Below are 25,757 nucleotides of genomic sequence, written 5' to 3'. Positions count from 1 at the left end.
CTCCTGATCATTCGGTGTGGCGCCGGTTCGGCGGGGTCACTTGTTGAGGTAGCAGGGCATGCGCTTGACCACGTTGAAGAAGTTGCCCGGCATCAGCGTGGGCTCACCACAGGTGATGTCGGGAACCCGGGTGAGCAGCTCGGTGAACAGGGCCTTGAGCTGGGTACGGGCCAGCTGGTTGCCCAGGCAGTGGTGGATGCCCCCGCCCCCGAAGCTGATGTGCGGGTTGGGGTGGCGCGACAAGTCCAGCTCGTGGGGCCGATCGATGCGTGAGGCGTCCCGATTGGCCGAGGAGTAGAACATCACGACCTTGTCGCCCTCGGTGATCTGCGCACCGCGGAACTCCAGGTCCCGCGCCGCGGTCCGTCGGAACGTCATGATCGGGGTCGCCCAGCGCACGAACTCCTCCACCGCCGGAGCGACCCGGTCCTGCAGGTCACCGAGCAACCAGGCTCGCTGATCGGGAAAGTCGGTCAGCCCGCGCAGCGCATGGCTGGTCGACTGGCGCGTCGTGTCGTTGCCGGCGATGGTCAGCAGCACGAAGAACGCGCCGATCTCGTCGTCGGTGAGCATCTCGCCGTCGACCTCGGCCAACGCCAGCGAGCTGATCAGATCGTCGGTCGGCTCCTTGCGCCGGGCCTCGGCCAGCGACGACGCCAGACCGTGCATGTAGGTCATGGCCTGGAACATCCGCATCAGGACCTGCTCCTGGGTGTCACCCACGAGCTCGGGATCGTTCCACCCGGTGCCGACCTTCATCTCGTGTGCGGCCTTCTGCCGTTCCCCGTCCGGCACACCCATGATGTCGTTGATGTTGTGCATGGGCAGCAGCTCGGCGCACTCGGCCACGAAGTCGCAGCTCCCGCCACCGGCCTCTGCCTTCGTGATCAGATTGTCGACCACCATCGTGGCGTTGGCCGCGATCCGGTCGTTGATGCGACGCATCTGCTTGGGAGTGAACGCCGCGGCCACCAGTCGGCGCAGCTTGGTGTGGCGCGGCGGGTCCATCCCGATGATCGACTGGGCCGCCTCGACCAGCTCGGCGGGCAGGCTCTCCATCAAGATGCCCGGCCCGGACAGGAAGTCCTCGTGCCGCTTGGTCACCTCGACCAGGTCGTCATAGGTCGTGACCGCCCAGAACCCGTGATCGTCGGGATCATCGAGCAACTGCTCTTCGAACGGAGGGTGCCAGGTGATGGTCCCACGCTCGCGCAGCACCGCGAAGGTCTTCTCCCGTTCGTCCATCGAGATCGACCAGAACGCCCGCGAGGACAGGTCGACCTCGTCGTAGGGACGGTCCGGGGTGCCGCTCGCGGTCCGCGTCACATGTCCGGTCATGGCCCGTGCTCCCGATCTCTCGACATCAGCGTCTCCGGCCCAGCCCTTCACGGACGTGACCGCTGCCACTCAAGATGTACACAGAGGGAGTCTTTGTCAAGACACGGCGACCATTGGTGTAAAGAACGCCGACGTAAGCAGCGATTGAGTACAGTTCTGGGCGTGGTCAACCGGTTCCATGACACGGCGCACCGGCAGATGCGCGACGGGATCCTCGACGCGGCCGCCGCAGAGGCCGTCGCACGCGGCTGGAAGGGCCTGCAGATGCAATCGGTGGCGGCTGCCTCCGGGGTCAGCCGCCAGACGCTTTACAACACCTTCACCAACAAGCACGGCCTGGCCCAAGCTCTGGTGCTGCGCCTGACCGAGCAATTCCTCGACGGCGTCGAACAGGCACTGAACAGCCACGTAGAGATCTACGACCAGTGGGTCGCCGCGATCCGCTACACCCTCGATGCCGCCGCTGCCGACCCGTTGCTCAAGGCCGTACTCACCGCCGACGGCAGCGACGAGCTCCTCCCACTGCTCACCAGCGAAGCCGGACCCGTCATCCGCGCAGCCCGCAACCGGCTCAGCGCCGTACTACGTGCCACACGACCCGACCTCAACCATGACGACATCACCGTCGCCACCGAAGCCGCCGCGCGCCTGGCCATCAGCCACATCGTGCTGCCGCTACATCCCACCGAACAGGCCGCCGAGCAAATCGCCCAACTGGTCGACCGCTTCCTCGCACCCGACACAAGAGACTCGTCACCGAAAGCCAGCTGAGCCGGGCCCGAACGGGTCTGTAACGGGAACGATCGTTCGCGAGACACTCCACGAGCTGCAGTGTTCTCCCAGGACACGGCTGTAACGGAACCCGTGTCCGCGGCTACGTCACGTTCTCGGGGGTTCGCGATACGGTTCGAGCATGCGGATCGGCTACGGACGAGTGTCCACCCGCGACCAACACCTCGAGGCCCAGCACGATGCGCTCACCGCGGCCGGCTGCGAGGAGATCTTCGTCGACAAGGCCTCCGGCACGCTGGCCCGCCGACCCGAGCTGGACAAGGCGCTGCTGACCGCCGGCCGCGCAGGCGACCAGCTGGTCATCACCAAGCTGGACCGGCTCGGGCGGTCCCTCGAGCACCTGATCGGTTTGTCCAAGCAGCTGCAGGCCAAGCAGGTCGACCTGGTGGTGCTCGACCAGGGCATCGACACCTCCACCCCGGTCGGGCGGATGTTTTTCCAGATCCTCGGCGCGATCGCCGAGTTCGAGCACGCCCTGATGTCCGAACGCACCATCGACGGCCTGGCCGCGGCGCGGGCGCGCGGGCGCACCGGCGGGCAGAAGCCGAAACTCGGACCCCGCCAGGTCGCCCTGGCCCGCCAGATGTACGCGGAGACCGGCGCCGACGGCCGACGCCGCTACACCGTCGCCCAGATCGCCGCCGAGTTCGGGGTCACCCGCCCCACCATCTACCGGCACCTGGGCAAGCCGGCGGCCGCGTCGTGACCGGCGACGACGCGCCGACGGTGGAGGCCACCCCGACCGGATCGGCGCTGACCGCGTCCACGATGACGCAGGCGCAGCGCGAGCTGGCCATGGCTCGGTTCGCGGTGCTGCGCCCGCACCTGGACGACGGCGTCGCGCTCACCGCGGCGGCCCGGCACGCCGGGGTTCCGGTGCGCACCGCGCAGCGGTGGCTGGCCCGCTACCGCGAGGCCGGGCTGGCCGGGCTGGCGCGGCGGTCGCGCGTGGACCGGGGCCGCCGCAGGGTGTCCGAGCAGCTGGTCACCCTGATCGAGGGGATGGCGCTGCGCATTCCGCGCCCGAGCGCGGCCACCATCCACCGCACCATCCGGGCGGTGGCCGGCAAACACGGCTGGCCGGTGCCGTCCTATGCCACGGTGTACGCGATCGTCGCCGGCCTCGATCCCGCGCTGACCACGCTGGCCCACGAGGGCACCAAGCGCTACGAGGAGGTGTTCGACCTGGTCGGGCGCCGCGAGGCCGGGGCGCCGAACGAGATCTGGCAGGCCGACCACACCGAGCTCGACATCTGGGTGCTCACTCCGTCCGGCACGCCGGCCCGGCCCTGGCTGACGGTGATCGAGGACGACCACTCCCGCGCCGCGGCCGGCTACGCGGTCAGCCTGGAAGCGCCGAACTCGCTGAACACCGCGCTGGCGCTGCGCCAGGCGATCTGGCGCAAGCCCGATCCCGGCTGGCCGGTCTGCGGCATCCCCGCCGTGTTCTACACCGACCACGGCAGCGACTTCACCTCCCGCCACCTCGAAGCCGTCGCCGCGGACCTGCACGTCCAGCTGGTGTTCTCCCTGCCCGGCAAACCCCGCGGCCGCGGCAAGATCGAGAGACTGTTCAACACGATCAACCAGATGTGCCTGCAGCCGCTGCCCGGCTACGCCCCACGCGGGATACCCGACCGAGCCGGACGCGCCCAGCTCACCCTGGCCGAGCTCGACGCCGCGATCGGCGCCTTCCTCACCGGCGACTACCACCACCGCGTGCACAGCGAGACTCGCCAGAGCCCGAACGAGCGGTGGACCGCCGGCGGGTTCCTGCCCCGGATGCCCGACTCGCTCGAACAACTCGACCTGCTGCTACTCACCGTCGCCAAGCCCCGCAAGATCCACCCCGACGGAGTGCGCTTCCACGGCCTGCGCTACCTCGACCCGACCCTGGCCGCCTACGTCGGCGAGCAGGTCGTCATCCGCTACGACCCGCGCGACCTCGCCGAGATCCGCATCTTCCACGACGAACAGTTCCTGTGCCGGGCGATCTGCCCGGAACTGGCAGGGCACTGCGTTGCCTTGAAAGACCTCACCGCCGCGCGCAACGCCCGCCGCCGCGAGGTCCGGCAAGGCCTGCGCAACCGCGCCAGCGTCGTCGACCAGCTCCTGGCCGTGCACCGACCCGACCACGACCACCCCGCAGCGGGCACCGCGGCCGCACCCGACGAGCCCGTCCCGCCCCGACGGCTCAAGCTCTACCGAGAGGACTGACGCCCGTGACCAGCACCGAGGCATCTCAGTCGGACACCCACGCCGAGGCCGACGGTGACCGGCCGGCGCCACCGGAGCCATCCGCGACGCCTACCGAGACCGCGTCGGAGTTCGTCGTCACCAAGCAGCACCGCCGGTTCGCCGAGTTCTGCGACGCGGTCCGCCGCGACCGCTACATCGGCCTCTGCCACGGCGCACCCGGCGTCGGCAAAACCCTCTCCGCCCGCCACTACAGCGCCTGGGACACCGTCGGCGCCGCCGTCCGGAGCTACCGCCTCTACGAAGGCGTCGCGCCCGCGGCCGCGATCGAGGCCCGCACGATCTTCTACACCCCGACCGTGCACAACACCCCGCGCACCATCGACAAGGACCTCAGCTGGCTGCACACCCGATTCAGCTGGGCGGTCGAAACGGCGCTGCACTCCGACCGCCGCCCACCCGACCTGATCCAACGCAACGGTCCCTACGCCGAGCTCCTGATCGTCGACGAGGCCGACCGGCTCAAGACCCCAGGACTGGAGGCCCTGCGCGACCACCACGACCGCACCGGGATCGGGCTGGTCCTGATCGGCATGCCCGGCATCGAACGCCGCCTCGCCCGCTACCCACAGCTCTACAGCCGCGTCGGCTTCCTGCACCACTACCAGCCACTCTCAGCCGACGAGCAGACCTTCGTACTCACCCGCCGCTGGCCCGACCTCGCCCTCGACGACGCCGAGGACTACACCACCAGCGAGGCGCGCGCAGCGATCATCCGCACCACCGGCGGGAACCTCCGGCTCACCACCCGCCTGATGGCCCAGGTCCACCGCATCATGGAGATCAACCAACTCGGCACCGTCACCGCCGAGGTCGTCGACACCGCCCGCGAGTCCCTGGTCATCGGCGTCCTCTAACGCCACCCACCACTGAAGAAGCAACGCCAACAAGCGCTCACGATCACAGACAGCCTCGACCTGCGGGTTCCCCGGCCGGTTGACGTGTGTCGAGAAACGACCCATTCCCGACACGGCCGTTGAACTGCAGTTCTCAGCGGCGCAACACCTGCCGCAGCTGCTCCACCGACGGGGCGCCCGAGTGACCGGCCGCGGAGTGGTAGATCCGGCACGAGAACGCGCCGGATCCAGCGGCCTGGTCTCCGAACGGGTCGGTTCCGTCGATGAGGATCGTCGGTGATCCCGCGAACGCGGGGGTCGCGGCGACCGTCTCCGCGGTCATGATCCGGACCTCGACCGGAGTCTCCGCATATCCGGTGTCCTCGAGCGCCCGGCGTAAACGGGTCGAGGCAATGTCCTCGTGCGGGCAATTCGGTACGACCAGCAGCTCAACCCGCATCACCACAGTGTGCTCCCGAGCGCGCTGCTGCGGCATAGCATCGTGACGGAGGCGGTTGCGTGGACCTGCACGAGATCAGTGAGGAGATGCGGCGAGCCCAGGCCGAGTTCCACTAGCTCATCGGCACGGCGTCGCCCGCCGACTTGGGTCGCCCGACGGACGGGACGCGGTGGACGAACCGGCAGCTGCTGTTCCACATGGTCCTCGGCTACGGGGTCGTGCGGACGCTGCTTCCCCTGGTGCGGACGCTCGGCCGCCTCGGCTCCAGCAGGCGCTTCGCCGCCACCTTGAACGCCGGGCGTCGACCCTTCCATGCGATCAACTACGTCGGTCCCTGCCTCGCCGCTCGGCTGATTCCCCCGCGGGTCATGACAGCCCTGCTGGACGCCGTCATCGGATCCCTGCAACGGGCCCTCGCCGCCGAGACCGAGCGGAGCCTGGCGTGGAGCATGTACATGCCGACCGGGTGGGACCCCTACTTCCTGCCGAGGATGAGCGTGCTCGACGTCTACCACTTCGGGACCCAGCACTTCGACCACTATCGACGCCAGCTCACCCTCACGCCCCCGCCCCCGTCCGCCCGGTCCTAAGCGGCTGTCCTGACGGTCGGAGCCCGCTGATCCGCGGGCTGATCGGCGGGACGTGTGGGAAGGGCCCTGCCGCGGCCGGCGCGGACTCCGTTGGCGATGACCACGACCTCGGCGACCTCGTGCACGAGCACCACCGCCGCGAGTCCGAGGATGCCGAGCAGGGCCAGCGGCATCAGGACGATGATGATCGCCAGCGAGAGCCCGACGTTCTGCAGCATGATCCGGCGGGCCCGGCGACCGTGGTCCAGGGCGTGCGGGAGGTGGCGCAGGTCCTCGCCCATCAACGCGACGTCGGCGGTTTCGATGGCCACGTCGGTGCCCATCGCGCCCATGGCGATGCCGAGATCCGCGGTGGCCAGCGCAGGTGCGTCGTTGACGCCGTCGCCGACCATCGCCGTGGAACGTTCCCGGCCCAGCTCGGCGATGATGCGGGCCTTGTCCTCCGGGCGCAGCTCGGCGTGCACCGAGTCGATACCGGCCTCGCGGGCCAGGGCGGCGGCGGTGGCGTGGTTGTCGCCGGTGAGCATCGCGACGTGGTAGCCGCCGGAGTGCAGCCGCGTTATGACCTCACCGGCTTCGGGACGGAGCTCATCGCGCACGCCGATGGCCCCGATCACCTGTCCGTCCTGCTCGACGAGCACCGCGGTGGCCCCGGCCTGCTGCATCCGCTCGACGTCGGGGGCCAGTGGCCCGGGGTCGAGCCAGCCGGGGCGCCCGAGCCGCGCGGTGCGCCCCTCGACGGTGCCGGTCAGCCCGGCACCGGTGACCGCGTCCACGTCGACGGCGGGGGTGACCGTCTCGCTGTCGACGGCGGCGAGGATCGCCCGAGCCAGGGGGTGTTCGCTGCGGGCCTCCAGGGCCGCGGCCACCGCGAGCACCCGCTCGCGGGAGATGTCGCCGGTGGTGGCGACCTCGACCACGCTCGGCCGGTTGCGGGTCAGCGTGCCGGTCTTGTCCAGCGCCACCCCGCGCACCCGGCCGAGCGCTTCGAGCGCGGCGCCACCCTTGACCAGGACCCCGAACTTGCTGGCCGCCCCGATGGCCGCGACCACGGTGACCGGGATGGAGATCGCCAGCGCACACGGGGAGGCGGCCACGAGCACGACCAGGGCCCGCTCGATCCAGGTCAGCGGATCCCCGAACACACTGCCGAGACCGGCGATCAGCGCGGCGGCGATCATGACGCCGGGCACCAGGGGTTTGGCGATCCGGTCGGCGAGGCGCTGGCCGGCGCCCTTGCGGGACTGCTCGGCCTCGACGATGCGCACGATCCGGGCCAGCGAGTTGTCCTCCGCGGTCGTGCTGACCTCGACCTCCAGCACCCCGGTGCCGTTGATCGACCCGGCGAACACCTCGCCGCCGGGGCCGGCCTCCACCGGCACCGACTCACCGGTGATCGCCGAGACGTCCAGCGCGGTACGGCCGGTGCGGATCACACCGTCGGTGGCGATGCGCTCCCCGGGCTTGACCACCATCCGGTCCCCGACCCGCAGCTGCGCGGGGGCCAGTACGACCTCGCGGCCCTCGCGCAGCACGGTGGCCTCCTCGGGCACCAGCGACAGCAGCGCGCGCAGCCCGCGGCGGGTCCGGGCCAGCGAGTACTCCTCCAAGCCCTCGCTGACCGAGTAGAGGAAGGCCAGCATCGCGGCCTCGCCGACCTCGCCGAGCAACACCGCACCGATCGCGGCGATCGTCATCAGCGTGCCAACCCCGATCTTGCCCCGGGCCAGCCGCTTCAGGGTCGAGGGCACGAACGTGTAGGCGCCCACGACCAACGCCAGCGCCTTGAGGACGAGCACCGGGATCGGCGCCGCACCAGACCACTCGGCCGCGTACCCGGCGATCAGCAGGACACCGGCCACCGCCGCGGCCTGCAGCTCGACGACCTGCCAGAGACGTTCCGGCTCGCGTTCGGTGGCCTCGTCGCCGGTGCGCGGCTCGTCGTCCCCGCAGCCGCAAGCGTCGCTCATCGGGCAGCCTCCCCGCCGCTGTCCCCACCGGCGACCCGGCCGGTGTCGGTGCCGTAGTTCGGGCACAACGCCACCGCGTTGCCGGTCGCGGCCAACAACGTCTCCGCCGAGGCCAACAGGTCCATCAACTCCGGGCGAGCCAGGCTGTAGAAGACCTGACGGCCCTGCGGGCGGCCCTGCACCAGCCCGCAGTCACGCAGGCACGCCACATGCGCCGACACCGTTGACTGCGCCAACCCCAGCTCCGCGATCAGGTCGACGACCCGGGCCTCCCCGCCGGCCAAGCGCTGCACGATCGCCAACCGGGTGCCGTCCGACAGGCCATGGAACAGCGCCACAGCCGGATCGAGCGCCGCACCGGGCGCACGCGACGCGAGGCACCCCTCCGTGCTATTCATCGTCACGCGGCGATGCTAGCAGAACATGGCGATGTGATCGAGGTGCTGCGATGTTGATGAACCGGGCCGAAACAGCGCTGGTCAACTCCCCGCCGCGGCGGTGGATCCAGCGCTACTACGAGGTGCCGTGGATGCGCCGACTCGGCTGACCACTGCCTCCAGGGCCGCGGGCGCTGGACCTGGGCTGCGGACCCGGCTACGGCACGCAACTGATCCTGGACCGCTTCGGTGCCGATTACGTTGACGCCATCGACCTGGACTCGGCGATGATCGCCCGAGCGCGTCGCCGTCTGGCGCAGCCCGGAACTGCCGGCGTGGCACATCGCTCGCGGTGTACACCTGATCACGTCCGATCTGGACTGGAGCCACGGCTCAGGGCCGGAGGTCTCAGGACCGGCGGAAGCCATGCTGATGGCGATCACCGGTCGGTCATGCACCGTCGGTGAGCTGACCGGTCCAGGGCAGCCGGTGGTGGCCGCCCGGCTTGCCCGCTGACTTCATCGAGCTCGGACAGGTTGCTCGCTAGGCCAAGGCCGCGGCAACAGCACTGTCACTTCGGTGGCGTCGGACCACTGTCGTTCTCCCGTCGCTCGACAACGTACAGGGCCGGGGCGGAGTGCTGATGGAGGGGACCGGGCATCGCTGCCGGGCGACCGAGCGCGGCGCCTCGCCGCCGCTGCGTCCGGCTCCACTGCGGAGCCCGGGGGACACGAGTTGGTGCCCACCTGACGTCGGTATGGGTCACCGGTAGGTGACCATCTGCGTGCGGCGTTCGGGATCGATATGAGGCGGGGGAGCGAACGATGGCGACCAGGAAGACAGCACAGGCGGAGCGGGAGGTCCGGGATCGTGCCGATGCCATCGCGGCGGCACGCGATCGTCTCGATGCCGATCAGGCCGAGCGTCGACGGCGGGAGGACGAGGCGTTCGCGCGCTACGCGCGAGCCGACCGTGATGCCGAGCAGATCGTGGCCGACCGGGACGCGGTGATCGCCGATCTGGAGCAGCGCCGGCGCGACGCGGAGGGTGAGGCGCAGAAGCGGCTCGAGGAGGTTGAGACGCGCCAGCGCGAGGTCCTCGCCGAGCTGCACCGCGAGGGCCGGAAGGCCGAGGACCTGGCCGCGATGTTCGAGCTGTCGGTCAAGCGCGTGCGTGGACATCTACGTCAGGCCCGCCGCGCGAGCGGCGCCACGGATGCGCCGACGGTGGCCGCGTCACCGAAGCCACCGGACACCACAAGCGACCACGCGGCCACTGCCTGACCGTCCGTGGTCGCGGTTCCATGGCCGGCCCCGCAGGTGATCGCGGGCGATGCTGTGCCGCCGAAGGCGGGTCCGCTCTGAGCCCTCGGCCCGGCGCGGCCGTGAGCGCCACGGTGGGCCCGGGCCGGCGACCGTGGTCGACCCGGGCCGGGCGGTCAGGTGGACTGTGCGTCGCGCCAGGCGATGACGGCGAACTTGTCGGCCTTGGTCATGACTCGCCAGTCCCGCCGCAACCGGGCGTCGCGCTCGGCCGGGCTGGTCGAGGTGGCGGCGATGTAGTCGCAGCGTGCGGTCAGCATGGCCTGCCGGGTCGCGTCGGCGGCCGGAACGGCGATCCCCGGGGTCCCGTCCTCCCGGCAGTCCTGGCAGAGCCCGTCGCGGTTGGCGCGGCGCTGGTCGGCGGTCGACCGCTCGACTCCGCAGGCCACGCACGGAAGACCGCGCATCGGCGGGACAGCCGCAAGGTCGTAGTCCAGACGGTCATCGTGCTGCGGTTCCTTGGTGTCCTCGACCGGGTCGACCCGGTCGGCGAAGTAGCGGCGGGCGACGGTGTCGCGCTCGACCGCGCGCGGGTCCCGTCGCCCGCGCGGAGCGCCCCGGCGGCTGGTCAGATCACGCGGCTTGCGGGCTGCGTGAGCCTGGTCCTTGGCGCGGTTGGTGCGTGCGATGCGGTCGGCGTCGCGGGTCTTCTCCGCGCGCCGCTCCGCGCTCGGGGCGCACGCCTCGACCAGCGCGCGCCCGTCGTCGTCGGCCTGGCGCCACTCGCGGCGCAGCTCGGTGAGCATCGTGGTCGGGTGCTCGGCTTCCAGGGCCTCCACGCAACGGACCAGCAGCAGCCGTGCCGACGGGTCCGTGGTGTCCAGCAGTCGCGCGAGACGGGCACGAGCGCCACGCAGCGCGCCGCGCTCGATCATCTCGGCGATCTGGCCCAGCTCCGCGGCCGCGGCCGCCGTGGTGTTCGTGGTGGTGGTGTCGGTGGGGTTCATCGCGACTGCACTCCCTCGCTGGCCGGTGGACAGGACCGGGTGGGCCTGTCGGCCCGTCTCGGGTGGCGGGCGTCTGCCCCGCCACCGCGAAGCGGCGGTCGCGCGGCATCCGAGGCTCAACGTCAAGGGCAGCCCGAAGGGCTGTCGCCGAAGGCGACGCGGAGCTTGCGCAGCGCCCTTGACGTTGAGTGATGCCGTGCTCAGCTCTAGGGCCGGCAGGCCCACCCCGCCGAAGGCGGGTCCACCGGGTTTCCTCGGCCCGGCGCGGCCGTGAGCGCCACCACCCGCCCGCCGGCCGCGGCCGCCCACTGGCACCGCTTCGCTTCTGGCGCGGTGTGCGCCGACGCCGCGGCCGAGGTCAGTCTCAGCTGCTCGGCGCGACCTCGCGGACGACCACGATCATCCGGCCCGCCCGGGCCTCGATGACGGCTCCGCCGTCGAGCACGACCGACACCGGCTCGTCCCTGCCGTGGTGCACGACGTCGGCCACCCGAGCACACGAGGTGATGTCCACTCGTGCGGGGACGCCGTCGTAGTCGTGTCGCATCCGATCGATCGTGTCGAGTGGCAGCAGGTCCCCTGCCCGGATCTTCGTGGGGTAGGTCTGGTGGATCTCGATCTGCATCGGCCGGGCCTCCTCGCCGGAACACAAGGGGAGGGCCCCGCCCGGCGGGCGGGGCCCTTGGCGGGCGAGCCGCCCTCAGTAGGGCGGCTCGTCGTCGCCGGGCTCGGCCTCGCCGAGCCCGGTCGGCTCGTAGAGGTCGACGAGCAGGTCCTCCAGGACGCGCTGGTCGTTGATGCTGAGCTGGGAGGGAATGACTCCGTCGAGGGCCCAGAGGCCGGTCTCGGTGTCGATGTCGACGCGTCGGGTAGCGCTGGTGCTGCTCATGTGTGGGCCTCCGGTGCTCGGTGCGGCTGGAACGCGGCGCAGCCTCAGCGCGGCCGGGGTGGGGGCCCGTAGGGCCGGCGGCGGTTCTGGCTGGCCCATCCCGGTGTGACCCTGTACGCGGCCGCCACCGGTGCTGCCCGAGGTGACGGGGTCTCACCGGGATGGGTCGGCCAGGTTCGTCGGCGCTTGCCCCACCCCGGGTGTGCTGACCTTCGGGCGATCCAGTCGTGCCGTGCACCGGAGGCCCACCCCGCACCACCCACTGCTGCGGACGGCAACCCTGCAGACCCGACCGGCACCGCAGCCGGTGACCCGACCGCCCCGGCCGGCACCGAGCTGGCCACCCGGCGATGCCCACCGGCACCGGGCCTGGTGACCCGACCACCCTGGCCGGCACCGAGCTGGTGGCCCAGGCACGTGACCGGCACCGCCGCTGGGCGTGCCGCCCGGCCGGCGCAGCCGGGCGGCACGCGAGTCGGATCAGTCGCCGGGCTCGTGCTCGTGCTCGGTGATGCTGATGTTGTGGGCGATCGGGATCGACAACGCCGAGCTGATCTCGTGCTGACCCGCGCAGCTCGGGCACGGCACCCGGTCGCCGACCTCGTGCTCGCCGGGCACGATGCTCATCGCGTCGGTGCACCCGTCACCGAACTCGACCATCGTCGCGTCGCTCAGCGCCAGGCCGTCCTCGATCCGGGGGTTGACGATCGGGAAGTGCTCGCTCATCACGGTCCTCCTCGCGGTGCTGGGGGGTGCGGCTGGAACGCGGCCCTGCCTCAGCACGGTCCGGGTGGGCCCGTCAGGGGCGGCGGGGAGCCGGTGCTGGCCCGCCCGGCGTGGGATCGGCCGCAGGCCGACGAGCGAACAGCGAGCTCGTCCCACCCGCGGCGGCGTCGGCGGCGGGCATCGCCGCGGACCCACCTGGGGTGTGCTGACCTCCGGGCGATCCAGTCGTGCCTGCCCCGCGCCCGCGAGGACCACGCCGGAGTGAGCAGCCCAGGCGCTGTCTGTCAGGGCTGTGGGAGCAGGGTGGCGCCCTCGGTCACTGCGGCGTGCTCGGTCAGCCGGCGGAACTCGTCCCGGACCTGCGCGACCCGGGACGGGTCACCGACCAGGAGCGTCTCCAGCTCGGCCAGCGGCCACCGGACCGTGACGCCGTGCCGGGCCAGGTAGAACGCGAGATGCCCGACCTTCCACCGATCGCCGGTGTCGAGCCAGGCATAGCCGAGCAGCTGCCACACCCACCGCGCAACCCGCGCGGGCTGATCGGCCCGCAGCACCGTCTTGACCTCCACCAGAGTGTCGCCGACCAACAGATCGGCCTCTGCCCAGTGCGGGACCAGCACCGGCGAGGCAAAGCCCAGGGCCTGCCCACGTCCGGGATCACCAGCCCACCCGCGCCAGTCCGCGAGCGTGCCGGACGACTCGACGACCCGCGCGACCGCGGCAGCGTCCTCGACGACCCCCGGTAGGGCCAGCGCGCGCAGCTGCTCCACCGTCGCCCCGCCGACCTGCGCGATGCGAGCGAGCGGCCGCGGGGTGATCCCGGACCGGTAGCGGTCCTCGCCGAGAGTCCACACCGCGTGGGTGCGGGCCAGCGCCGCCTCGACACCGGCTGTGCCAATCACCCCGGTCGGGGCATGGCGGCAGGCGAAGACATGGCCCCGGTGGGCGAGTTCGGTAAAGACCGCGTCGCCGGGCCGCGGGCCGTGCTCGTCAGCCGGCGGCGCGAGCAGCGCGACGACATCGCTGGGGGAGGGGCGCAGCCCCACCGCGACCTCGGCCAGCTCGGGCTCCTGGGCCAGCACAGCTTCCTGGGCCGGGTAGCCGGCGGCGATCGCGTTGCACGCGGGCGCCGAGACCAGCTCGGCGCCGACGAGCCCGTACAGGGCCGCGTACGGTGCGGCATCTTGCACCAGCGCGGCCAACCGCGCGCTGACGATCCCACCCACCGCCGACCAATGCCCCGTCCCGACCCAGCACGCCGGCCGCACCACCGCGGCCGCGGCCACACGGACCTGGTCGACCACAGCACCGGTACCAGGCAGGTGCGCCGCGCACCATCGAGCGAGCGCACCCTGCTGCAACTGCGAGGTCAGCGACACGGGCTACTACTCGTCGACGGCGGTGGTGGTGGTGGTGCGGCCGCGGGCGATGGTGCGTGGGGCGCGCATCCCGAAGCTCATCCCGCGGGTGATCGTGCGTTCTGCCTCGGCGCGGGTGAACCCCGCGACCTCGATGTGCGCGGCGGCGGCGTCGAGCAGGACCGCGTAGGCGTTGTCGGCGTCGAGCTCCCCGCCACCGACGAGCTGGCCGAAGACCCGCGCTGCGGTGAGCAGGGTGACCTGCCGCCGGCCTTCCGCGGCGTGTTCGACCTTGTCCAGTTCGTCGGCCTGGATCGCGGCGATGTAGGCGTTCGCGCGCTTGGTCGACAGCCCCCTCGTCGGCGGTCCCTGCGGGCGCGGCGCCGGCGGCGGGGTGAGCAGCGTGGCCAGCCACGTCGGGAGTTCTGCGATCTGGCCGTGCTCGGCGACCAGGTAGGCGCCCTCAGGGCGGACGCTGCCGGCGCCGACGACGAACCCACCCCCGGCGCGGGTGTCGATCAGCGGACCGAGGCTGCGCCCGTGCCCGCCGTGGGTGTTGCGCAACTCCAGCCCCTCGGGCATCCGGTAGTAGAGGTGCTCCCCATCCGTCGGGGTCACCGTTGAGTAGGTGTCGGGCAGGATCTCGCCGTGCCGGGCGGCGAGCTGGTCGAGAACCTCGCGGCCGGTGGTAGCCCCGTCCCACTCGGGGAGCGGTTCGGTGCGGGTGTCGAGGTCGATCACCACCAGCCCCGATGGCCCGCAGGCGATCCCGACGTTCCACCGGGTGGAGTTCGACCACCAGCGCCGGATCTGGGCCGGGTCGCGCGTGGCGCGCTGCTCCCAGCCCTGGTGCCCCTCAGCGCAAGGCCCGCGCCTGCGGCACCGGGTCTCGCCGTGGAAGGCGGGGATCTTCGAGCCGGCCTTGACCGGGAACACGAACAGGCCGGCGGCCGCGGCGTCGAGCGCGACCTGTCGCAGCCGCAGCACCTCACGGTCGAGGCGCGGGCGGGCACGTCGCGGCATGCGCGCTGCCTCCTCCCGCCCGGGTCGGGTTCCGCTGTCGTGCACAGCATCGCACCGCGCCGCGTCGGAGCGGGGGCTGTTGGTGCTGGTCGTGACGGTCATGAGGGTGTTCCTCCTGTGCTCTACCAACCCCGTGCCTGGCCGGGCGGGGATCCGGGCCGGCCAACCGGGGGCAGGCTGTGCGCCTGCCCCTCGGGGGCCTCGCCCCGAGGGCGCGTAGAGGCTCACGGGTCCAGGGCAGCCCGCCAGGGCTGTCGCGCGAGCGACGCGTCAGCGCCCTTGAAGCGTGAGGAACGCGCCCGCAGGATCGGCCCGATCCCTCCAGGTCCACCGTGCGGCGCAGCCGCTCCACCGGTCTGTGGGGTCTTGGGCGTGTGCTCGGCGCGGTCCCGGTACGACATCCGGGGCCGGGCCGCGCGGCTGGTTGGTCGTACTCGTCGCCACCCGGCTGGATGTGCACCGCGACGACCGTGCCGAGCAGGCCCACAGCGCCCTGCACGACGGTCGGCTCCTCGCCGGGCAGGTCCCGCTACGGGGCTCATCGGCCCCGTAGCGGGCTCCTGCGGCCCCCGGTCAGCCGGTGGCGAGATGGGCGTCGGCGACGACGTCCATGAGCAGCTCGTCGGCCTCGGCGCCGCGCCAGTACCCGGCACGGCGCAGCCGCCCGGCGTGGGCGAACCCGGCCTTTTCGTAGGCGGCGATCGCGCCGAGGTTCGGCTCGAGGACCTTGAGCCACACCGAACGCAGCGCCGAGATAGTGAAGGCGTAGTCGAGGGTCAGCCGAGTCGCCTCGGTCGCCAGGTTGCGGCCGCGGCCGTCTTCGCCGAGCAGGATGATGAACTCCGCGGTGCGCACGTAGTGGTCGATGCGCAGTGCGCTGGTCCCGACCGGCACCGGCCCAGCGGGCCGGGTCAGGTCGTAGATGGTGAACCGCGGGATGGTGCCCATGCTGCGGGATTGGGCGTCGTAGCCGGTCAGGCGGGCTTCGAGGGATTCCGGGGTTTGGCGGCCCATGCCGGCGATGACGGCGGGCTCGTTCTCCCACTGCCAGTACAGCTCGGCCAGCTCGCGGGTGAACGGGCCCAGCGCGGTGCGCTCGCCCCGCATCCACAGCAGCGGTGTGGCCGCGGCGGTGTGGTCGCCACTCGTGGCGCCGGGGTCGGTGGTGTCAGCTGTGTCGGTGTGGCCGTTGGAGGTCAGCGTCATGAGGTGTCTCCTTTCGCCGCCCGGTCATGGCCGCGCGCGGGCGCGGCGGCGGGTTCGGGCAGCTGGATCAGTGGTGTGAAGCGCAGCGTGGAGGTGGGCTCACCGACGGGGCAGCCGTCGAGACTGAGCCAGGCGTGCAGCCTGATCGGATCCGCGGCGATCCCGTGGCACCACCCAGCTCGCCGGCCGGTGACGGCCAGGGCGAGCATCGCCGCGACGGTTTCCTCCAAGCACGCTGTCCGGAACGGAGACACGCGTCCGATGACGCGTACACAGTCTAGGACCGCCACGGCCTGGGTGTCGCGTACCGGGCGTCGTGCCAGCCGGGTGGTGATCCGGACGAGGTGCAGGAGGCGGGAGAACGCGTGCGTTCGGCGCCCGGCTGTGCGCACGAGCAGCACCGTCGCCAACGCGCACGCTGCGAGGGGCGCCCACGCCGGCGACAGTGGGCCACGTTCCGGGAGTGCGCCGGGCGCTTCCTGGGTGCCCCAGCTGGGGCCGGTCGCCGGGAGCACCACGACCGGTGCGGGCGCTGTGTCCGACCGGGCCGGGCGGAGGAACCCCGCGCCCGACAGGCTCGTGGCCAGCGCCTCGGCCTCGGTGCCGGGCACCCAGGTGCCGGTGGCCTCCAGGGCGAGGAACGCTTCGCGTTGGGCACCGAGCAGGGCCCGCACGGCGCCGGTGCGCTCGTGCAGCAGTACGACGGTGTGGCCGAGATCCGCGGCGCGGACCTCGGGCGGACGGACGAACATCGTGGTCATCAGAAGACCTCCCATCGGGAACAGGTCGAGACCGTCGGAGGCGGGTCCCCGGCCGTGGAGGCCCATCGGGCGGCCGCGGGCCACTGGTCGAGGGCGCGTAGCCACACCTCGGTGGCCAGCACGGGGTTGAGCTGGTGGAACCCGATGCCCGGGGCGCCGGCGGCAGCCCGGGACAGCAGCGCCCGGTAGCGGGCGGGGTCGATCAGACTGCGGGCGGCCAGTTCGCCGTCGACGAGCGCGGTGAGGGCCCCGAGGTGGGTGCGTAGTCCTCGGTACTGGTCGGGAGTGAAGTCGCCCTTGGTCCGCCGTGCGGTCACCGTGTCGGGCAGCAGCCCGGTCATGGCGCGACGCAGCAGCGGCTTGTAGTCACCGGGTCCGGCGCGCCGGGGTCCCGGGATCGCGAGCGCGGCGTCGACCACGCCGGGGTCGGTGAACGGGTTGTGCAGGCTGATGCCGTGGAACTGTTCGGCGATCTGAGCGTCGGCTCGGGCGGTGCGGGCCACGACCCGCATCGCCGTGCGGGTCCGCGCCGCCTCCCCCGGCTCACCGCGGGTGGCGGCCGTGCGGGCCTGGGCGAGCAGCGGCCAGACCGCCGTACGTCGCAGGCGGGCCCAGCCCAGTGCGTGCCGCAGCAGCTGGGCCTGGGCGCGCACTGTTGTTGTGGCGGCGAGGTCGGGCAGGTATCCGGGCTGCGGGCCGAGCAGGGTGTCGCCACCGTCGCCGGTCACCAGGTCGCCGACGCCGAGGGCGGCGAGCACACCGAGTTCGGCGTCGAATCGGGCGATCGCGATCGTCGAGGGCGCCGGCTCATCGGTCGCGGGGACCAGTTCACCTAGATATCCGTAGGGCAGGTGACGGTCGTCGAGCGGGCAGAGCAGGTGCTTCAGCGACCGGGTCCGCCCGGCCAGCCCGGTGCGGGCGTGGTCGACCGCGGCGCGGGCGTAGTCGAGATCGCCACCCGCGGTGATCCCGGCCGGGTGCACCGTGACTGCCAGAACGGTGCCGGGCACGTCCTCGCCGCGAGCGTCCCGATGCTGGGCCAGCAGCATCGCCAGCGACGTCGAGTCCATCCCACCGGAGCAGTCCGCCGCCACCGCGGCGCCGGTCGAGCCGGGACCTTCGGCGACCCCGGCGACCGCGTCCTGCAACGCCTCCCGAAGCTGGTCAGCCGGCCGGTCGGACACGGCGCCGGTGGCGGTGAGCGGGGAGATCGTGATTCCCGCCGCGGAGATGGTCAGCCGTACGCCGGGTGGCACCGTGGTGATCCCGGCGAACGCCGACCGGTCCCCGGCCCCGTGTTCGGCCCCGGGATCACCGTCGTATCCGGGGTGTAGGTGCTGGTGCAGCCACGTGTCGTCGACGCCCGAGCCGGTCAGGGCGGCCAGCGCCAGCGAACTCGACCCCCACAGCGCAGCACCGTCGTCGGTGGTCGTGGTGTAGATCGGCTGGACCCAGCCAGGATCGGTGAGCACCACCGTGGCGTGTGGGGTGATCTCGACGACGGTGTAGGCCCCGGTCAACGCGGTGACCGCGGAGTCGGGGACACCGACGCGCACCCATCGGGTCAGCAGGTCGCCCTCGCAGCGGGCACGGCCCAGGACCGCCACCGTCCGGGCGGGACCCTGCACGATCGTGACCTGTGAAGCGGGCCAATCCCCGCACAGCCACGCGGTAGCGATGTCGGCGGCGAGCGCGCGGCCGCCGGCCGGGTACCCGCTGGTGCCGGTGGTGCTGCGGCCGCCGAACCATCGAACGTTCATCTCCTGACCTCCCACCTCGGGGCACCCCGGGTGGGGGGTGCGGTAACGACGAGGGCCCGGTGAACGACAGTGCGTTCACCGGGCCCTCGTGCCTCTCGCCTGGATCAGGCGTAGACGTAGCGCTTGTCCTCCGACGTGCCGGAACCACCGCCCTCGGTCAGGACCGCGGCGTCACCCAGCTCGACCATCTCGGTCTCGGTGTGCTGCGACATGCGAAATCACCTCCTCCCAGTGCTCGTGATGGGCGCATCGACCAGGTACTGGCCGCGCGCTTCCTTCCCCGGCCGCTACCGGCTGGATCGGGGCCCCACCGCCGGTCGCGGTGGGACGTGACTCGCCCGCACCGCGCGGGTCGCCGCGCCGGGGACGCGCGCTCGCCCGACCGGTGTGACACCACCCCGCCCGCCCTCAGTGGGCCGAGGGACGAAGTCGGTGGTGTCACCCGCGTCGGGTGCGGCTGGCGCGGCATCGGTGGGAAGGCGGACCGTGGGGTGCAGAGTCACCACGTCCCCACCTCGACGGCGCAGGATGCTCCGACCGGCGCCACGGTGGCCCCCGGCCGCCGTCGTGCTATCGGCACGAGGCCTCACTCACCCCGGTTCCGGGAGGCGGCGCAGCGCGTGGGCGTCGGTAGTGGTCTGACGACTACCGTTCGACGCAGCTGTAGCCGTTGTCGATCGTCACTCCCGCGGGGACCGATCGGTCCCGGCGGGCCTGGCTCTGGGCCGGTCCGGTCATGCGCTGGTGCGGGCGTCGGCCCGCCACCGGTCGAGGGTGCGGCGGCTGACACCGGCCTGGGCGGCGACGTCGTCGATCCGATCGCCCTGCTCGACCCGGGCGATGGCCTCAGCTCGTCGTCGGGCCCGTTCACTGCGTGGAGTCCGGTGGCCGGTGCGGCGGGGGCGGCCGGCGGTGCGGCCACGCCGTAGGGCGCGGCGCTCGTCCTCGCTCAGCCCGCCCAATACCCCGATCTGCCCGGTGGACAGGGCCCACTCCCGGCAGGCGGCCATGGCTGGGCACCGGCGGCACACGGCCTTGGCGGCGTCGAGCTGGTGCTCGGCGGCTGGCCCGGACCCGACGACGAAGAACAGCTCCGGGTCCTCGTCGCGACACGGCAGGGCGTTGTCCAGGAAGTTCATCGCAGCTCACCTCTTTCGGCGGTCGGGTGGGGTGGAGACCGGGCGGGGCACCGCCTGAGGGGGTGGCTGGCGCCCCGCCCGGTGGCCGACCGGGGATCAGTCGGCCGTCTGGGGAGCGGTGGTCGAACCGGCTCGCTCGCGCCCGGGCTGGCGGGTCATGCTGGCTCGCGCGCGGCGCAGGTCCGCGCCGATGGTCTGGGCCCGCAGCTCGGTGCGCCGGACCGGGTAGTCCTGCCCGGAGGGGGTGAAGGAGTTGTCGGCGAGCTTGCCGATCACGATCACGGCGTCCCCGGCGTGCAGCGAATCGGCGGCGTTCTCGGCCAGCTCGCGGAAGGCGACCACGTCGGTCCAGACCGGCGGGTTCTCGCGCCACTCGCCGCTCCGGCGGTCGAAGTAGCGGTCGTTCTGGGCGATCGAGAACCGCAGGCGGGCCTCGCCGGTGTCCTTGTTGTAGGTCAGCTCGGGCTCCTTGCCGATGTTGCCGGCGAGGGTGATCTCGTTCATGGGGTGCCTCCTGGGGTGTCGGGCTGGTTGGTGACGCGGCCCTGCCTCAGCGCGGCGGTGTGAGGCCCGTCAGGGGTGGCGGGGGTTCGGGGCTGGCCCGAGCGGGTGGGAACCCGCGAAGCGGGTCCGAACGCAGTGAGGCGCCGTCCCACCCGCTCGGCGTCGGGCGCCGGTTCATCGGCACGTACCTCGCGCCGGGGTGCTGACCTTCGGGCGTCTCCACACCTGGGCACCGACATCCCCAGGAGGCATCCCGCCCCACCGGGGCACTCGTTCCCGGACGACGCGTCGCAGCGTGGCGTGCACGGCCGCCCTCAGCAGACAGCCACAGCGCTCAGACCCATGCTCAGACCCAGACGACGTCGCGCTGGTGGGCTCGCGCGTAGAGCGTGACCTCGCGCAGCACCGCGAGCCGGGTCTGCAGCCACCCGACCGGTCGCCCGCAGTCGATCACCGCGCCGTCGCGGTGCTCGGTGGCGGGGACGCCGGCGTCGTCGGGCGCCGCCGCCAAGGCCAGCTCGACCCGGCCGAGCATCAGCTCCGCGGGCAGAGATCCCACCAGGGCATCCTCGGCGTCCTGCGGAGTGGACGGCGCGATCCCGGCCATGGTCGCCGGGTGCAGGTCGCCGGCGCCGATCTCCGGGCATAGGCCCAGGGCGCGCAGCAGCGTGCGCGCGTGGACGCTGGCCAGATTGAGGCGCGGTTCGCCGTCGGTGCTGCGGTGCTCGACGACGTAGCCCGCTTGTCCGGCGCACCACGGATCCGTGCAGAACTGGTGGTGTTCGGCCAGGCCCGCGGTCGCGGCGGTGTAGTCGCGGAACCGGCGGCGGTCCTGGCGAGGGTCGGCGGGGCAGTGGATGGACGCGCCGAGCACGGTCGCGCCGGCGGCGGGCTCGGCGGGGAAGAAGGTGACGGTCACGGTCGGCTCCCTACTGCTGGTGTTCGGGCGGGCAGTCCGCCGTGGTGGATGACGTAGAGGTCGGTGAGGTGCTCGCAGACGTCGCGGGACTGGCCGGCGGTGATCATCGGGAGGAACTGGCGGGTGTAGATGCCGCTGCTTCCTTCGACGAAGCACGTCCCGCCGGGCAGCAGGTCGCACGGCTCCGGGCCCTCGCCGGGGACCTGCTCGCGTACGTCGTGGAACTCGACCCCGCCCATGTCCGGCGCGTCGAGGTGAGCCCAGAGCTCGACGGCTCCGGCGGGGCCGGAGCAGATCAGGGAGTGCTTGGTGTGGAGTCCGCGGACCTGGCGCCGACCCCAGAGGGTCAGGCCGGGAATGTGGAGGATCTCGCCGTTGATGTGGGCCAGGGTGGTCATCGCGTGTGCCTCTCGTTCGGGACCGGCTCGGAGCCAGAGCCTGTGGTGATCGGCGGCCAGGGGGAGCGGGAGTGCCCGTCCTCGTGGCCGGAGGTGGTCAGGCGCTCGCGCGGTTCATCACGCGCCCGGCGATCAGGACGTTGTGGTAGGCGGTGAGGGCGTCGCCGCTGGTGCCGCCGTCGTCCTGGACGTTCTGCGCCGCGCGGGTGGCGTCGGCGACGAGGCCGGGCAGGACCGGCTCGATCACGAGATCGAGGATGACGTCGGCGAGGGCGCCTTCGTGGTCGGCGAGCACGTGCAGGGGGACCCCGGCGCGGTGCAGCGCGGCGCCGATCAGGCACATCGGGCGGTGGCCGTCGGCGCTGACGTAGCGGCACGAGGGCAGCCCGTGGTCGACGGTGTTCTCGGCGAACAGCGGGTGGTGATCCTGCGGGTCGACGTAGGCATCGGGGTCGGTGTCGATGTCGGGGTAGGTCCAGTTCAGGCCGCGGTCGGCGATCACGGCGTGCAGCGCAGCGGTGAGCTGGTCCTCGGTGATGGCGAAGGTAGGCATGACGAGTGGCCCTTCTGGAGAAGGTGGGATGGGAGGCGACACGACGGGCCCCGGCCCTGGTGGGCCGGGGCTCGCCGGGGGGTCAGCGGTTGAGCAGGTCGCGGTGGTAGCCGGCCAGGACCACGATCACGGGTCCGAGGCCGCCGGCGTCGAAGATCGGCCGGATGTCGCGGGCCAGGGCATCGTCGGCGAGCGTGTCGGGATAACAGACTCCGACGGTGACCTCGTCGCCGGTGAGGTCGCAGTCCTCGCCCAGCTCCTCGGCCCGCCGGTCCGCGCACAGCGGGTGGACCGAGTGCAGCGTGACCGAGAGCCCGTCGGTCCTCGTGCCCATGGCCCACGGGTCTGCGAGCCAGCGCATCTCCACCGCGCCGTGGTCGTCGGAGACGACCAGCCGGATCCAGTGCGGATCCGGCGCGATGTGGACGCCCAGCACGTCGAACCGGGTCGAGCGCTCCCGGAGCCGGTCGAGGCTCAACGCCTCGCCGACGTGGGCGCCGCTGCTGCTCGTGTTGGTGATCGTCATGGTGGCCCTCCACGGGGTCGGTGAGGCTCGGCGGCTGGAACGCGGCTCTGCCTCAGCGCGGCGGCGGTGGGGCCCCGCAGGGGGCGGCGGGGGTTCGGTCTGGCCCCGACGGTGTGAGACCGCGAGCGGGACCAGGACCCGGCCGGGAACAGGCGGAACCGGCCCGCCCCCGGCTGTGGGCCCGGCAGGTGACCGGTGGCCCCTCCGAGGCGGCACCCCGGGTGCACAGCCGGCACCGGGCTGACCGGCTCCGCTACGGCCCATCTGGTCCTGGCGGTCTCACCCGGCCGGGTCGGACGGGTTCATCGCCGCGCACCCCACCGCCGGTGTGCTGACCTGTGGGCGATCCGGCCCGAGCCCTCCCCGGCTCCAGGACCCGGCCCACCACCGACAGCTCGTGCAGGGCGCACAACGGGGCGGGGCGCCTCAGCGCGCCCCGCCCCGGAAGTGGTGACGATCAGCCAAGGGCCGCAGCCGCGCTGTCCTCCTCACCCTCGGGCGCAGCCTGCTGTTCGACATCAACATCGTCGCCGGGGTCCTGGAGGACGTCGGTGGTATCGACGGTGGTGTCGCCGGTGAGGACGAGCTGCTCGACGTCGGCCAGGGCGTAGCCCCAATCGCGCAGCTGGGCGAAGTAGCGGCGCGTCGACGGGGTCGGGTTGCGCCAGCTGTCGCGGGTGGTGCCGTCCTCGTAGGCGGCCAGTACCAGGGCGAGCGCGAGCATGGTGGCCCGGGCAGCCGAGCTGGAGCGTGCGGCCTCGGCGATGGGGTTGGGCCGGCCGCTGTAGTAGCCGTAGCCGCCGCCGGCGTCGCCGAGCCCGAGCAGTGTTGAGGCGAGGGCGTTGCCGGACTCCATCGCCCGGCGCAGGTCGTGGTCGCCCTGGGCGAACTCGGCGGCGACGAAGATCGCCGCCCCCTTCGGGGCAGCCTTGCGCGCGAACAGCTCGCGCAGCCAGTCGCGGCGCACGACCTGCGCAGACTCCCACGCCTTGTTGTTCGCGATCACCGTGCGGCGCGCCTCCCGCGCGGCCTCACGCTCGCGGTCCTCCCGGGCCTCACGCTGCTCGTCGGTCTCCCCGACCGGCGCCGCCGGCGTCTGGCTGCGGGGGCGGTCGTAGCGTTCGGCGTGGCCGTGGGTGGCGGGGTCGGTGCACACCCACAGCGTGTGGGCGGTCTTGCCCTGGTCGAAGTCAAAGCGCACCGTGACCGTCGCGGCATGGCCCGGGCAGTCGCGGTGGGCGTCCTCGGTGAGCTCGGTGCCCGACGGGTCGTCCCCGGAAGGCCGCAGCCGGGCCAGGGTCATCGCGGTGTCGTGACGGCCGTCGTCACGACCCAGGACGGTGACACCGTCCTCGCGCAGCTGGTCTTCGAGCGCGGCGCACAGGGCCCGCTCGGCGCGGGTGTCACGCAGCCGCTGCGCGGCGTGGGCGAGCTGGTGAGGCCGCTGTAGCGCGGTCTCGGTGAGCTGGGCGACGGCGTCGTCGTCGTCGCTGAACTCGGCGATCACCGACATCTGCACCAGATCGAGGTCGTAGCGGGCGCCGACCTCGATCGCGCGGGCGCTGCCGGCGACCGCGGTGGTCTGGCGGACCCGCTTGGCCGGGGTCCGCGTGGTGCTCGCGATCTGCGCCCTGGACATACCGAGCCCGAGCAGCTGCTGGTGCGCGATGACCTGCTCGGCATCGGAGATTCCGGCGCGGTGCTGGTTCTCAGTGAGCTGGTCGATGATCCGTTCGGCGTCGTGAGTGCGTCGGGCCCGCTCCGGTTCAGTGTCGGTGTCGGCGGTGGTCGTCTGGGGTTCGACGAGGACCCTCACGCGTGCCAGGCCGGCCTTGAGTGCGGCCAGGGTGCGACGCTGGCCCTTGCGCACGACCAGCACGCTGGACCCGTCGCCGTCGCCGTCGTCGCGTCGGTAGACGCTGATCGGCTCGCGCACACCGCGGTCGCGGACCGAGGCACAGAAGTGCGGGTCGAGATGAACCTCGGTGCGGGTGTTGACCTCCAACACCAGCTCGGCGGGGTCGGCCCAGGCCAGCTCACCGAGCTGGTCGAGCGTGCTGAGGGCCTCACTCGTGTCGAACCCCGGGCGGGTGGTGTCGAACTCGGTGTCGGGCTGGTCGTCGGTGCCGACCGTCGCTTCTGTGGTCGGTTCTGTGGTCGGTTCTGTGGTCATGGGCAGCAGGCCTTTCACTCACCGGTGATGACCACCCGGCGTCGCTGGCCGGGTGGTGCGTCCCCGATGGCCGGGGGCGCGCTGCGCGTCTCCGGCGGCCCGACGGGCGGCCCGGTGGGGGTTCTGCCGTGGTCGCGGCGGCGTGGACCCGCCGGGCAGTGGTGATGCGCATGCGGGTAGCTGCTGGGGCGGGTTCACCCGCGGGGACCCCGCGGCAGGTTCATCACCGAGCCACCGTCGGGATGCCAGCGTGGGCCCGCCCCCTGCTGCGGGGCGGACCCACGCTCCGTCCCGTCTACTGCTGTTCGACGGCGGTGTCGTGGTCGTGGCTGTGCCGGCACCGTGGCTGGTGCGGGCACTGTGCCGCGAGCCCGAGCAGACTGGTGGCGTCGTCCAGGCCGATCGCTGTGAACATCTCATCCAGGTGGCCGACCAGATCAGCACCGCTGATCGACCCGCCGCCGTCGGCCTGGAGATCCCGCCAGGCCACGAACAGCCCGAGAATCCACCGCTCGGCAGGGCCGTCGGCGCGCAGCGGGAAGGGCCGGTGCGCGGCCGGCGGGGCGAGGCGGGCGAGCACTGCGGGGATCACGCGGCACGCCGGTTGGTGTGGCGGTGCAGGACCGGAAGGACGCCATGGTGGAATCGGTACGGCCGTGCTCGACCAGCGCACCGTGGGCGGTGACGAGGTAGTGCCAGCCGATCCGCCAGCCGGCCCGCTCGAGCGGGGCGAACCACACCCGGCCCCCGCCCGGCGGGGCGAACACGAACGCTGCGCCGTGACTGTCGGGTGGGGTCTGGGTGAGCTGGTCGGGATCGATACCGCGCACGGAGAAGATCCGCCGGATGTCGGCAATCGTGGTCATCGCTGGAGCTCCTGTTCGCAAGGGGATGGTGGTCAGACACGACCCGGGCCCGCCGACCGACACCCCGG

At 72.4% G+C, this 25,757-nt stretch carries 28 protein-coding genes and 2 pseudogenes; 7 read left to right on the top strand and 23 right to left on the bottom strand.

The genetic code is table 11. The features are described 5' to 3' along the window. Positions 1–36: 36 nt before the first annotated feature. Positions 37–1,389 (bottom strand): cytochrome P450, encoded by a 1,353-nt coding sequence (locus ABD160_RS13075; RefSeq protein ID WP_344021979.1) that lies wholly within the window; start codon positions 1,387–1,389, stop codon positions 37–39. 111 nt (positions 1,390–1,500) lie between these two features. Between ABD160_RS13075 and ABD160_RS13070 the strand changes: the two genes are divergently transcribed. From ABD160_RS13070 to ABD160_RS13055, 4 genes are all read left to right on the top strand, one after another. Then, positions 1,501–2,109 carry a TetR/AcrR family transcriptional regulator gene (locus tag ABD160_RS13070; protein ID WP_344021977.1) on the top strand — a complete coding sequence of 203 codons (609 nt, stop codon included), beginning with the start codon at positions 1,501–1,503 and terminating at the stop codon, positions 2,107–2,109. A gap of 142 nt (positions 2,110–2,251) precedes the next feature. Next, positions 2,252–2,836, top strand: a complete 585-nt coding sequence (locus ABD160_RS13065) for a recombinase family protein (RefSeq protein ID WP_344021975.1) — start codon at positions 2,252–2,254, stop codon at positions 2,834–2,836. Beyond that, complete coding sequence (locus tag ABD160_RS13060) at positions 2,833–4,347, top strand: Mu transposase C-terminal domain-containing protein (protein ID WP_344021973.1); 1,515 nt, start codon at positions 2,833–2,835, stop codon at positions 4,345–4,347. Before ABD160_RS13065 ends, ABD160_RS13060 begins: the two co-directional genes overlap by 4 nt. 5 nt (positions 4,348–4,352) lie before the next feature. Continuing rightward, complete coding sequence (locus ABD160_RS13055; protein ID WP_344021971.1) at positions 4,353–5,243, top strand: AAA family ATPase; 891 nt, start codon at positions 4,353–4,355, stop codon at positions 5,241–5,243. Positions 5,244–5,376: 133 nt separating this feature from the next. On the opposite strand, the gene ABD160_RS13050 is transcribed toward ABD160_RS13055, so the two are convergent. Beyond that, positions 5,377–5,682 carry a hypothetical protein gene (locus ABD160_RS13050; RefSeq protein WP_344021969.1) on the bottom strand — a complete coding sequence of 102 codons (306 nt, stop codon included), beginning with the start codon at positions 5,680–5,682 and terminating at the stop codon, positions 5,377–5,379. 368 nt (positions 5,683–6,050) lie between these two features. On the opposite strand from ABD160_RS13050, the gene ABD160_RS13045 reads away from it, so the two are divergent. Then, on the top strand, positions 6,051–6,272 hold the full coding sequence (locus ABD160_RS13045; RefSeq protein ID WP_344021967.1) for a hypothetical protein: 222 nt from the start codon (positions 6,051–6,053) through the stop codon (positions 6,270–6,272). On the opposite strand, the gene ABD160_RS13040 is transcribed toward ABD160_RS13045, so the two are convergent. Then, positions 6,269–8,242 (bottom strand): heavy metal translocating P-type ATPase, encoded by a 1,974-nt coding sequence (locus ABD160_RS13040; protein WP_344021965.1) that lies wholly within the window; start codon positions 8,240–8,242, stop codon positions 6,269–6,271. The two genes, ABD160_RS13045 and ABD160_RS13040, sit on opposite strands and share 4 nt — an antisense overlap. Then, positions 8,239–8,646: an ArsR/SmtB family transcription factor gene (locus ABD160_RS13035; protein ID WP_344021963.1), complete on the bottom strand. Its 408-nt coding sequence runs from the start codon at positions 8,644–8,646 to the stop codon at positions 8,239–8,241. The genes ABD160_RS13040 and ABD160_RS13035 overlap by 4 nt, the downstream gene beginning before the upstream one ends. A gap of 146 nt (positions 8,647–8,792) precedes the next feature. Between ABD160_RS13035 and ABD160_RS13030 the strand changes: the two genes are divergently transcribed. Both ABD160_RS13030 and ABD160_RS13025 read left to right on the top strand, forming a co-directional pair. After that, positions 8,793–9,086 (top strand): class I SAM-dependent methyltransferase, encoded by a 294-nt coding sequence (locus tag ABD160_RS13030; protein WP_344022096.1) that lies wholly within the window; start codon positions 8,793–8,795, stop codon positions 9,084–9,086. Between the two features lie 357 nt (positions 9,087–9,443). After that, positions 9,444–9,902, top strand: a complete 459-nt coding sequence (locus ABD160_RS13025; RefSeq protein ID WP_344021961.1) for a sigma-70 RNA polymerase sigma factor region 4 domain-containing protein — start codon at positions 9,444–9,446, stop codon at positions 9,900–9,902. Between the two features lie 155 nt (positions 9,903–10,057). Here the strand turns inward: ABD160_RS13025 and ABD160_RS13020 are convergent, their stop codons facing one another. The 19 genes and pseudogenes from ABD160_RS13020 to ABD160_RS12930 all read right to left on the bottom strand — a co-directional run bounded on the left by ABD160_RS13020 (position 10,058) and on the right by ABD160_RS12930 (position 25,415). Further along, positions 10,058–10,888: a hypothetical protein gene (locus tag ABD160_RS13020; RefSeq protein WP_344021959.1), complete on the bottom strand. Its 831-nt coding sequence runs from the start codon at positions 10,886–10,888 to the stop codon at positions 10,058–10,060. Positions 10,889–11,252: 364 nt separating this feature from the next. Then, the gene (locus ABD160_RS13015) at positions 11,253–11,513 is read right to left on the bottom strand and encodes a hypothetical protein (protein ID WP_344021957.1); all 261 of its coding nucleotides are present in this window, start codon (positions 11,511–11,513) and stop codon (positions 11,253–11,255) included. A gap of 75 nt (positions 11,514–11,588) precedes the next feature. Then, on the bottom strand, positions 11,589–11,777 hold the full coding sequence (locus tag ABD160_RS13010; RefSeq protein WP_224404120.1) for a hypothetical protein: 189 nt from the start codon (positions 11,775–11,777) through the stop codon (positions 11,589–11,591). Positions 11,778–12,257: 480 nt separating this feature from the next. After that, positions 12,258–12,503: a hypothetical protein gene (locus ABD160_RS13005; RefSeq protein ID WP_344021955.1), complete on the bottom strand. Its 246-nt coding sequence runs from the start codon at positions 12,501–12,503 to the stop codon at positions 12,258–12,260. A gap of 284 nt (positions 12,504–12,787) precedes the next feature. Next, positions 12,788–13,729: a hypothetical protein gene (locus ABD160_RS13000; RefSeq protein ID WP_344021953.1), complete on the bottom strand. Its 942-nt coding sequence runs from the start codon at positions 13,727–13,729 to the stop codon at positions 12,788–12,790. A 159-nt stretch (positions 13,730–13,888) separates the two neighbouring features. Beyond that, complete coding sequence (locus ABD160_RS12995; RefSeq protein ID WP_344021951.1) at positions 13,889–14,884, bottom strand: bifunctional DNA primase/polymerase; 996 nt, start codon at positions 14,882–14,884, stop codon at positions 13,889–13,891. Between the two features lie 573 nt (positions 14,885–15,457). Next, entirely contained in the window at positions 15,458–16,090 is a 633-nt protein-coding gene (locus ABD160_RS12990; protein ID WP_344021949.1) for a GNAT family N-acetyltransferase, read from the bottom strand. Continuing rightward, on the bottom strand, positions 16,087–16,851 hold the full coding sequence (locus ABD160_RS12985) for a lasso peptide biosynthesis B2 protein (protein ID WP_344021947.1): 765 nt from the start codon (positions 16,849–16,851) through the stop codon (positions 16,087–16,089). The genes ABD160_RS12990 and ABD160_RS12985 overlap by 4 nt, the downstream gene beginning before the upstream one ends. After that, on the bottom strand, positions 16,851–18,611 hold the full coding sequence (locus tag ABD160_RS12980; protein WP_344021945.1) for an albusnodin/ikarugamycin family macrolactam cyclase: 1,761 nt from the start codon (positions 18,609–18,611) through the stop codon (positions 16,851–16,853). The genes ABD160_RS12985 and ABD160_RS12980 overlap by 1 nt, the downstream gene beginning before the upstream one ends. A gap of 104 nt (positions 18,612–18,715) precedes the next feature. Continuing rightward, entirely contained in the window at positions 18,716–18,823 is a 108-nt protein-coding gene (locus ABD160_RS12975; RefSeq protein ID WP_224404130.1) for an albusnodin family lasso peptide, read from the bottom strand. 522 nt (positions 18,824–19,345) lie between these two features. Beyond that, positions 19,346–19,468: pseudogene (locus ABD160_RS12970) on the bottom strand (helix-turn-helix domain-containing protein); the annotation flags it as partial. A 57-nt stretch (positions 19,469–19,525) separates the two neighbouring features. Then, positions 19,526–19,750: pseudogene (locus ABD160_RS12965) on the bottom strand (WhiB family transcriptional regulator); the annotation flags it as partial. A gap of 96 nt (positions 19,751–19,846) precedes the next feature. Beyond that, on the bottom strand, positions 19,847–20,254 hold the full coding sequence (locus tag ABD160_RS12960) for a single-stranded DNA-binding protein (RefSeq protein WP_344021942.1): 408 nt from the start codon (positions 20,252–20,254) through the stop codon (positions 19,847–19,849). Between the two features lie 346 nt (positions 20,255–20,600). Continuing rightward, on the bottom strand, positions 20,601–21,173 hold the full coding sequence (locus tag ABD160_RS12955) for a hypothetical protein (RefSeq protein ID WP_344021940.1): 573 nt from the start codon (positions 21,171–21,173) through the stop codon (positions 20,601–20,603). Continuing rightward, entirely contained in the window at positions 21,170–21,571 is a 402-nt protein-coding gene (locus ABD160_RS12950; RefSeq protein ID WP_344021938.1) for a hypothetical protein, read from the bottom strand. Before ABD160_RS12950 ends, ABD160_RS12955 begins: the two co-directional genes overlap by 4 nt. Positions 21,572–21,668: 97 nt before the next feature. Further along, positions 21,669–22,124 carry a hypothetical protein gene (locus tag ABD160_RS12945; protein WP_344021936.1) on the bottom strand — a complete coding sequence of 152 codons (456 nt, stop codon included), beginning with the start codon at positions 22,122–22,124 and terminating at the stop codon, positions 21,669–21,671. 82 nt (positions 22,125–22,206) lie between these two features. Further along, positions 22,207–22,650, bottom strand: a complete 444-nt coding sequence (locus ABD160_RS12940) for a hypothetical protein (protein ID WP_344021934.1) — start codon at positions 22,648–22,650, stop codon at positions 22,207–22,209. Positions 22,651–23,107: 457 nt separating this feature from the next. Next, positions 23,108–24,823, bottom strand: a complete 1,716-nt coding sequence (locus ABD160_RS12935; protein ID WP_344021932.1) for a ParB/RepB/Spo0J family partition protein — start codon at positions 24,821–24,823, stop codon at positions 23,108–23,110. A 295-nt stretch (positions 24,824–25,118) separates the two neighbouring features. Continuing rightward, the gene (locus tag ABD160_RS12930) at positions 25,119–25,415 is read right to left on the bottom strand and encodes a hypothetical protein (RefSeq protein WP_344021930.1); all 297 of its coding nucleotides are present in this window, start codon (positions 25,413–25,415) and stop codon (positions 25,119–25,121) included. Positions 25,416–25,757: the final 342 nt, after the last annotated feature.

The sequence above is a fragment of the Pseudonocardia kongjuensis genome, from assembly GCF_039526905.1.
Taxonomy (GTDB): domain Bacteria; phylum Actinomycetota; class Actinomycetes; order Mycobacteriales; family Pseudonocardiaceae; genus Pseudonocardia; species Pseudonocardia kongjuensis.
Note: the sequence above shows the minus strand (reverse complement) of the source record. Positions and strands in the feature narration are given on the sequence as shown.

Excerpts from the sequence above, each read along its gene's own strand:
- ABD160_RS13065 (WP_344021975.1), top strand. The coding sequence starts at position 2,252 with ATGCGGATCGGCTACGGACGAGTGTCCACCCGCGACCAACACCTCGAG.
- ABD160_RS13050 (WP_344021969.1), bottom strand. The coding sequence starts at position 5,682 with ATGCGGGTTGAGCTGCTGGTCGTACCGAATTGCCCGCACGAGGACATT.
- ABD160_RS13045 (WP_344021967.1), top strand. The coding sequence starts at position 6,051 with ATGACAGCCCTGCTGGACGCCGTCATCGGATCCCTGCAACGGGCCCTC.
- ABD160_RS13040 (WP_344021965.1), bottom strand. The coding sequence starts at position 8,242 with ATGAGCGACGCTTGCGGCTGCGGGGACGACGAGCCGCGCACCGGCGAC.
- ABD160_RS13025 (WP_344021961.1), top strand. The coding sequence starts at position 9,444 with ATGGCGACCAGGAAGACAGCACAGGCGGAGCGGGAGGTCCGGGATCGT.
- ABD160_RS13020 (WP_344021959.1), bottom strand. The coding sequence starts at position 10,888 with ATGAACCCCACCGACACCACCACCACGAACACCACGGCGGCCGCGGCC.
- ABD160_RS13015 (WP_344021957.1), bottom strand. The coding sequence starts at position 11,513 with ATGCAGATCGAGATCCACCAGACCTACCCCACGAAGATCCGGGCAGGG.
- ABD160_RS13010 (WP_224404120.1), bottom strand. The coding sequence starts at position 11,777 with ATGAGCAGCACCAGCGCTACCCGACGCGTCGACATCGACACCGAGACC.
- ABD160_RS13005 (WP_344021955.1), bottom strand. The coding sequence starts at position 12,503 with ATGAGCGAGCACTTCCCGATCGTCAACCCCCGGATCGAGGACGGCCTG.
- ABD160_RS12995 (WP_344021951.1), bottom strand. The coding sequence starts at position 14,884 with ATGCCGCGACGTGCCCGCCCGCGCCTCGACCGTGAGGTGCTGCGGCTG.
- ABD160_RS12990 (WP_344021949.1), bottom strand. The coding sequence starts at position 16,090 with ATGACGCTGACCTCCAACGGCCACACCGACACAGCTGACACCACCGAC.
- ABD160_RS12985 (WP_344021947.1), bottom strand. The coding sequence starts at position 16,851 with ATGACCACGATGTTCGTCCGTCCGCCCGAGGTCCGCGCCGCGGATCTC.
- ABD160_RS12980 (WP_344021945.1), bottom strand. The coding sequence starts at position 18,611 with ATGAACGTTCGATGGTTCGGCGGCCGCAGCACCACCGGCACCAGCGGG.
- ABD160_RS12975 (WP_224404130.1), bottom strand. The coding sequence starts at position 18,823 with ATGTCGCAGCACACCGAGACCGAGATGGTCGAGCTGGGTGACGCCGCG.
- ABD160_RS12960 (WP_344021942.1), bottom strand. The coding sequence starts at position 20,254 with ATGAACGAGATCACCCTCGCCGGCAACATCGGCAAGGAGCCCGAGCTG.
- ABD160_RS12950 (WP_344021938.1), bottom strand. The coding sequence starts at position 21,571 with ATGACCACCCTGGCCCACATCAACGGCGAGATCCTCCACATTCCCGGC.
- ABD160_RS12945 (WP_344021936.1), bottom strand. The coding sequence starts at position 22,124 with ATGCCTACCTTCGCCATCACCGAGGACCAGCTCACCGCTGCGCTGCAC.
- ABD160_RS12940 (WP_344021934.1), bottom strand. The coding sequence starts at position 22,650 with ATGACGATCACCAACACGAGCAGCAGCGGCGCCCACGTCGGCGAGGCG.
- ABD160_RS12935 (WP_344021932.1), bottom strand. The coding sequence starts at position 24,823 with ATGACCACAGAACCGACCACAGAACCGACCACAGAAGCGACGGTCGGC.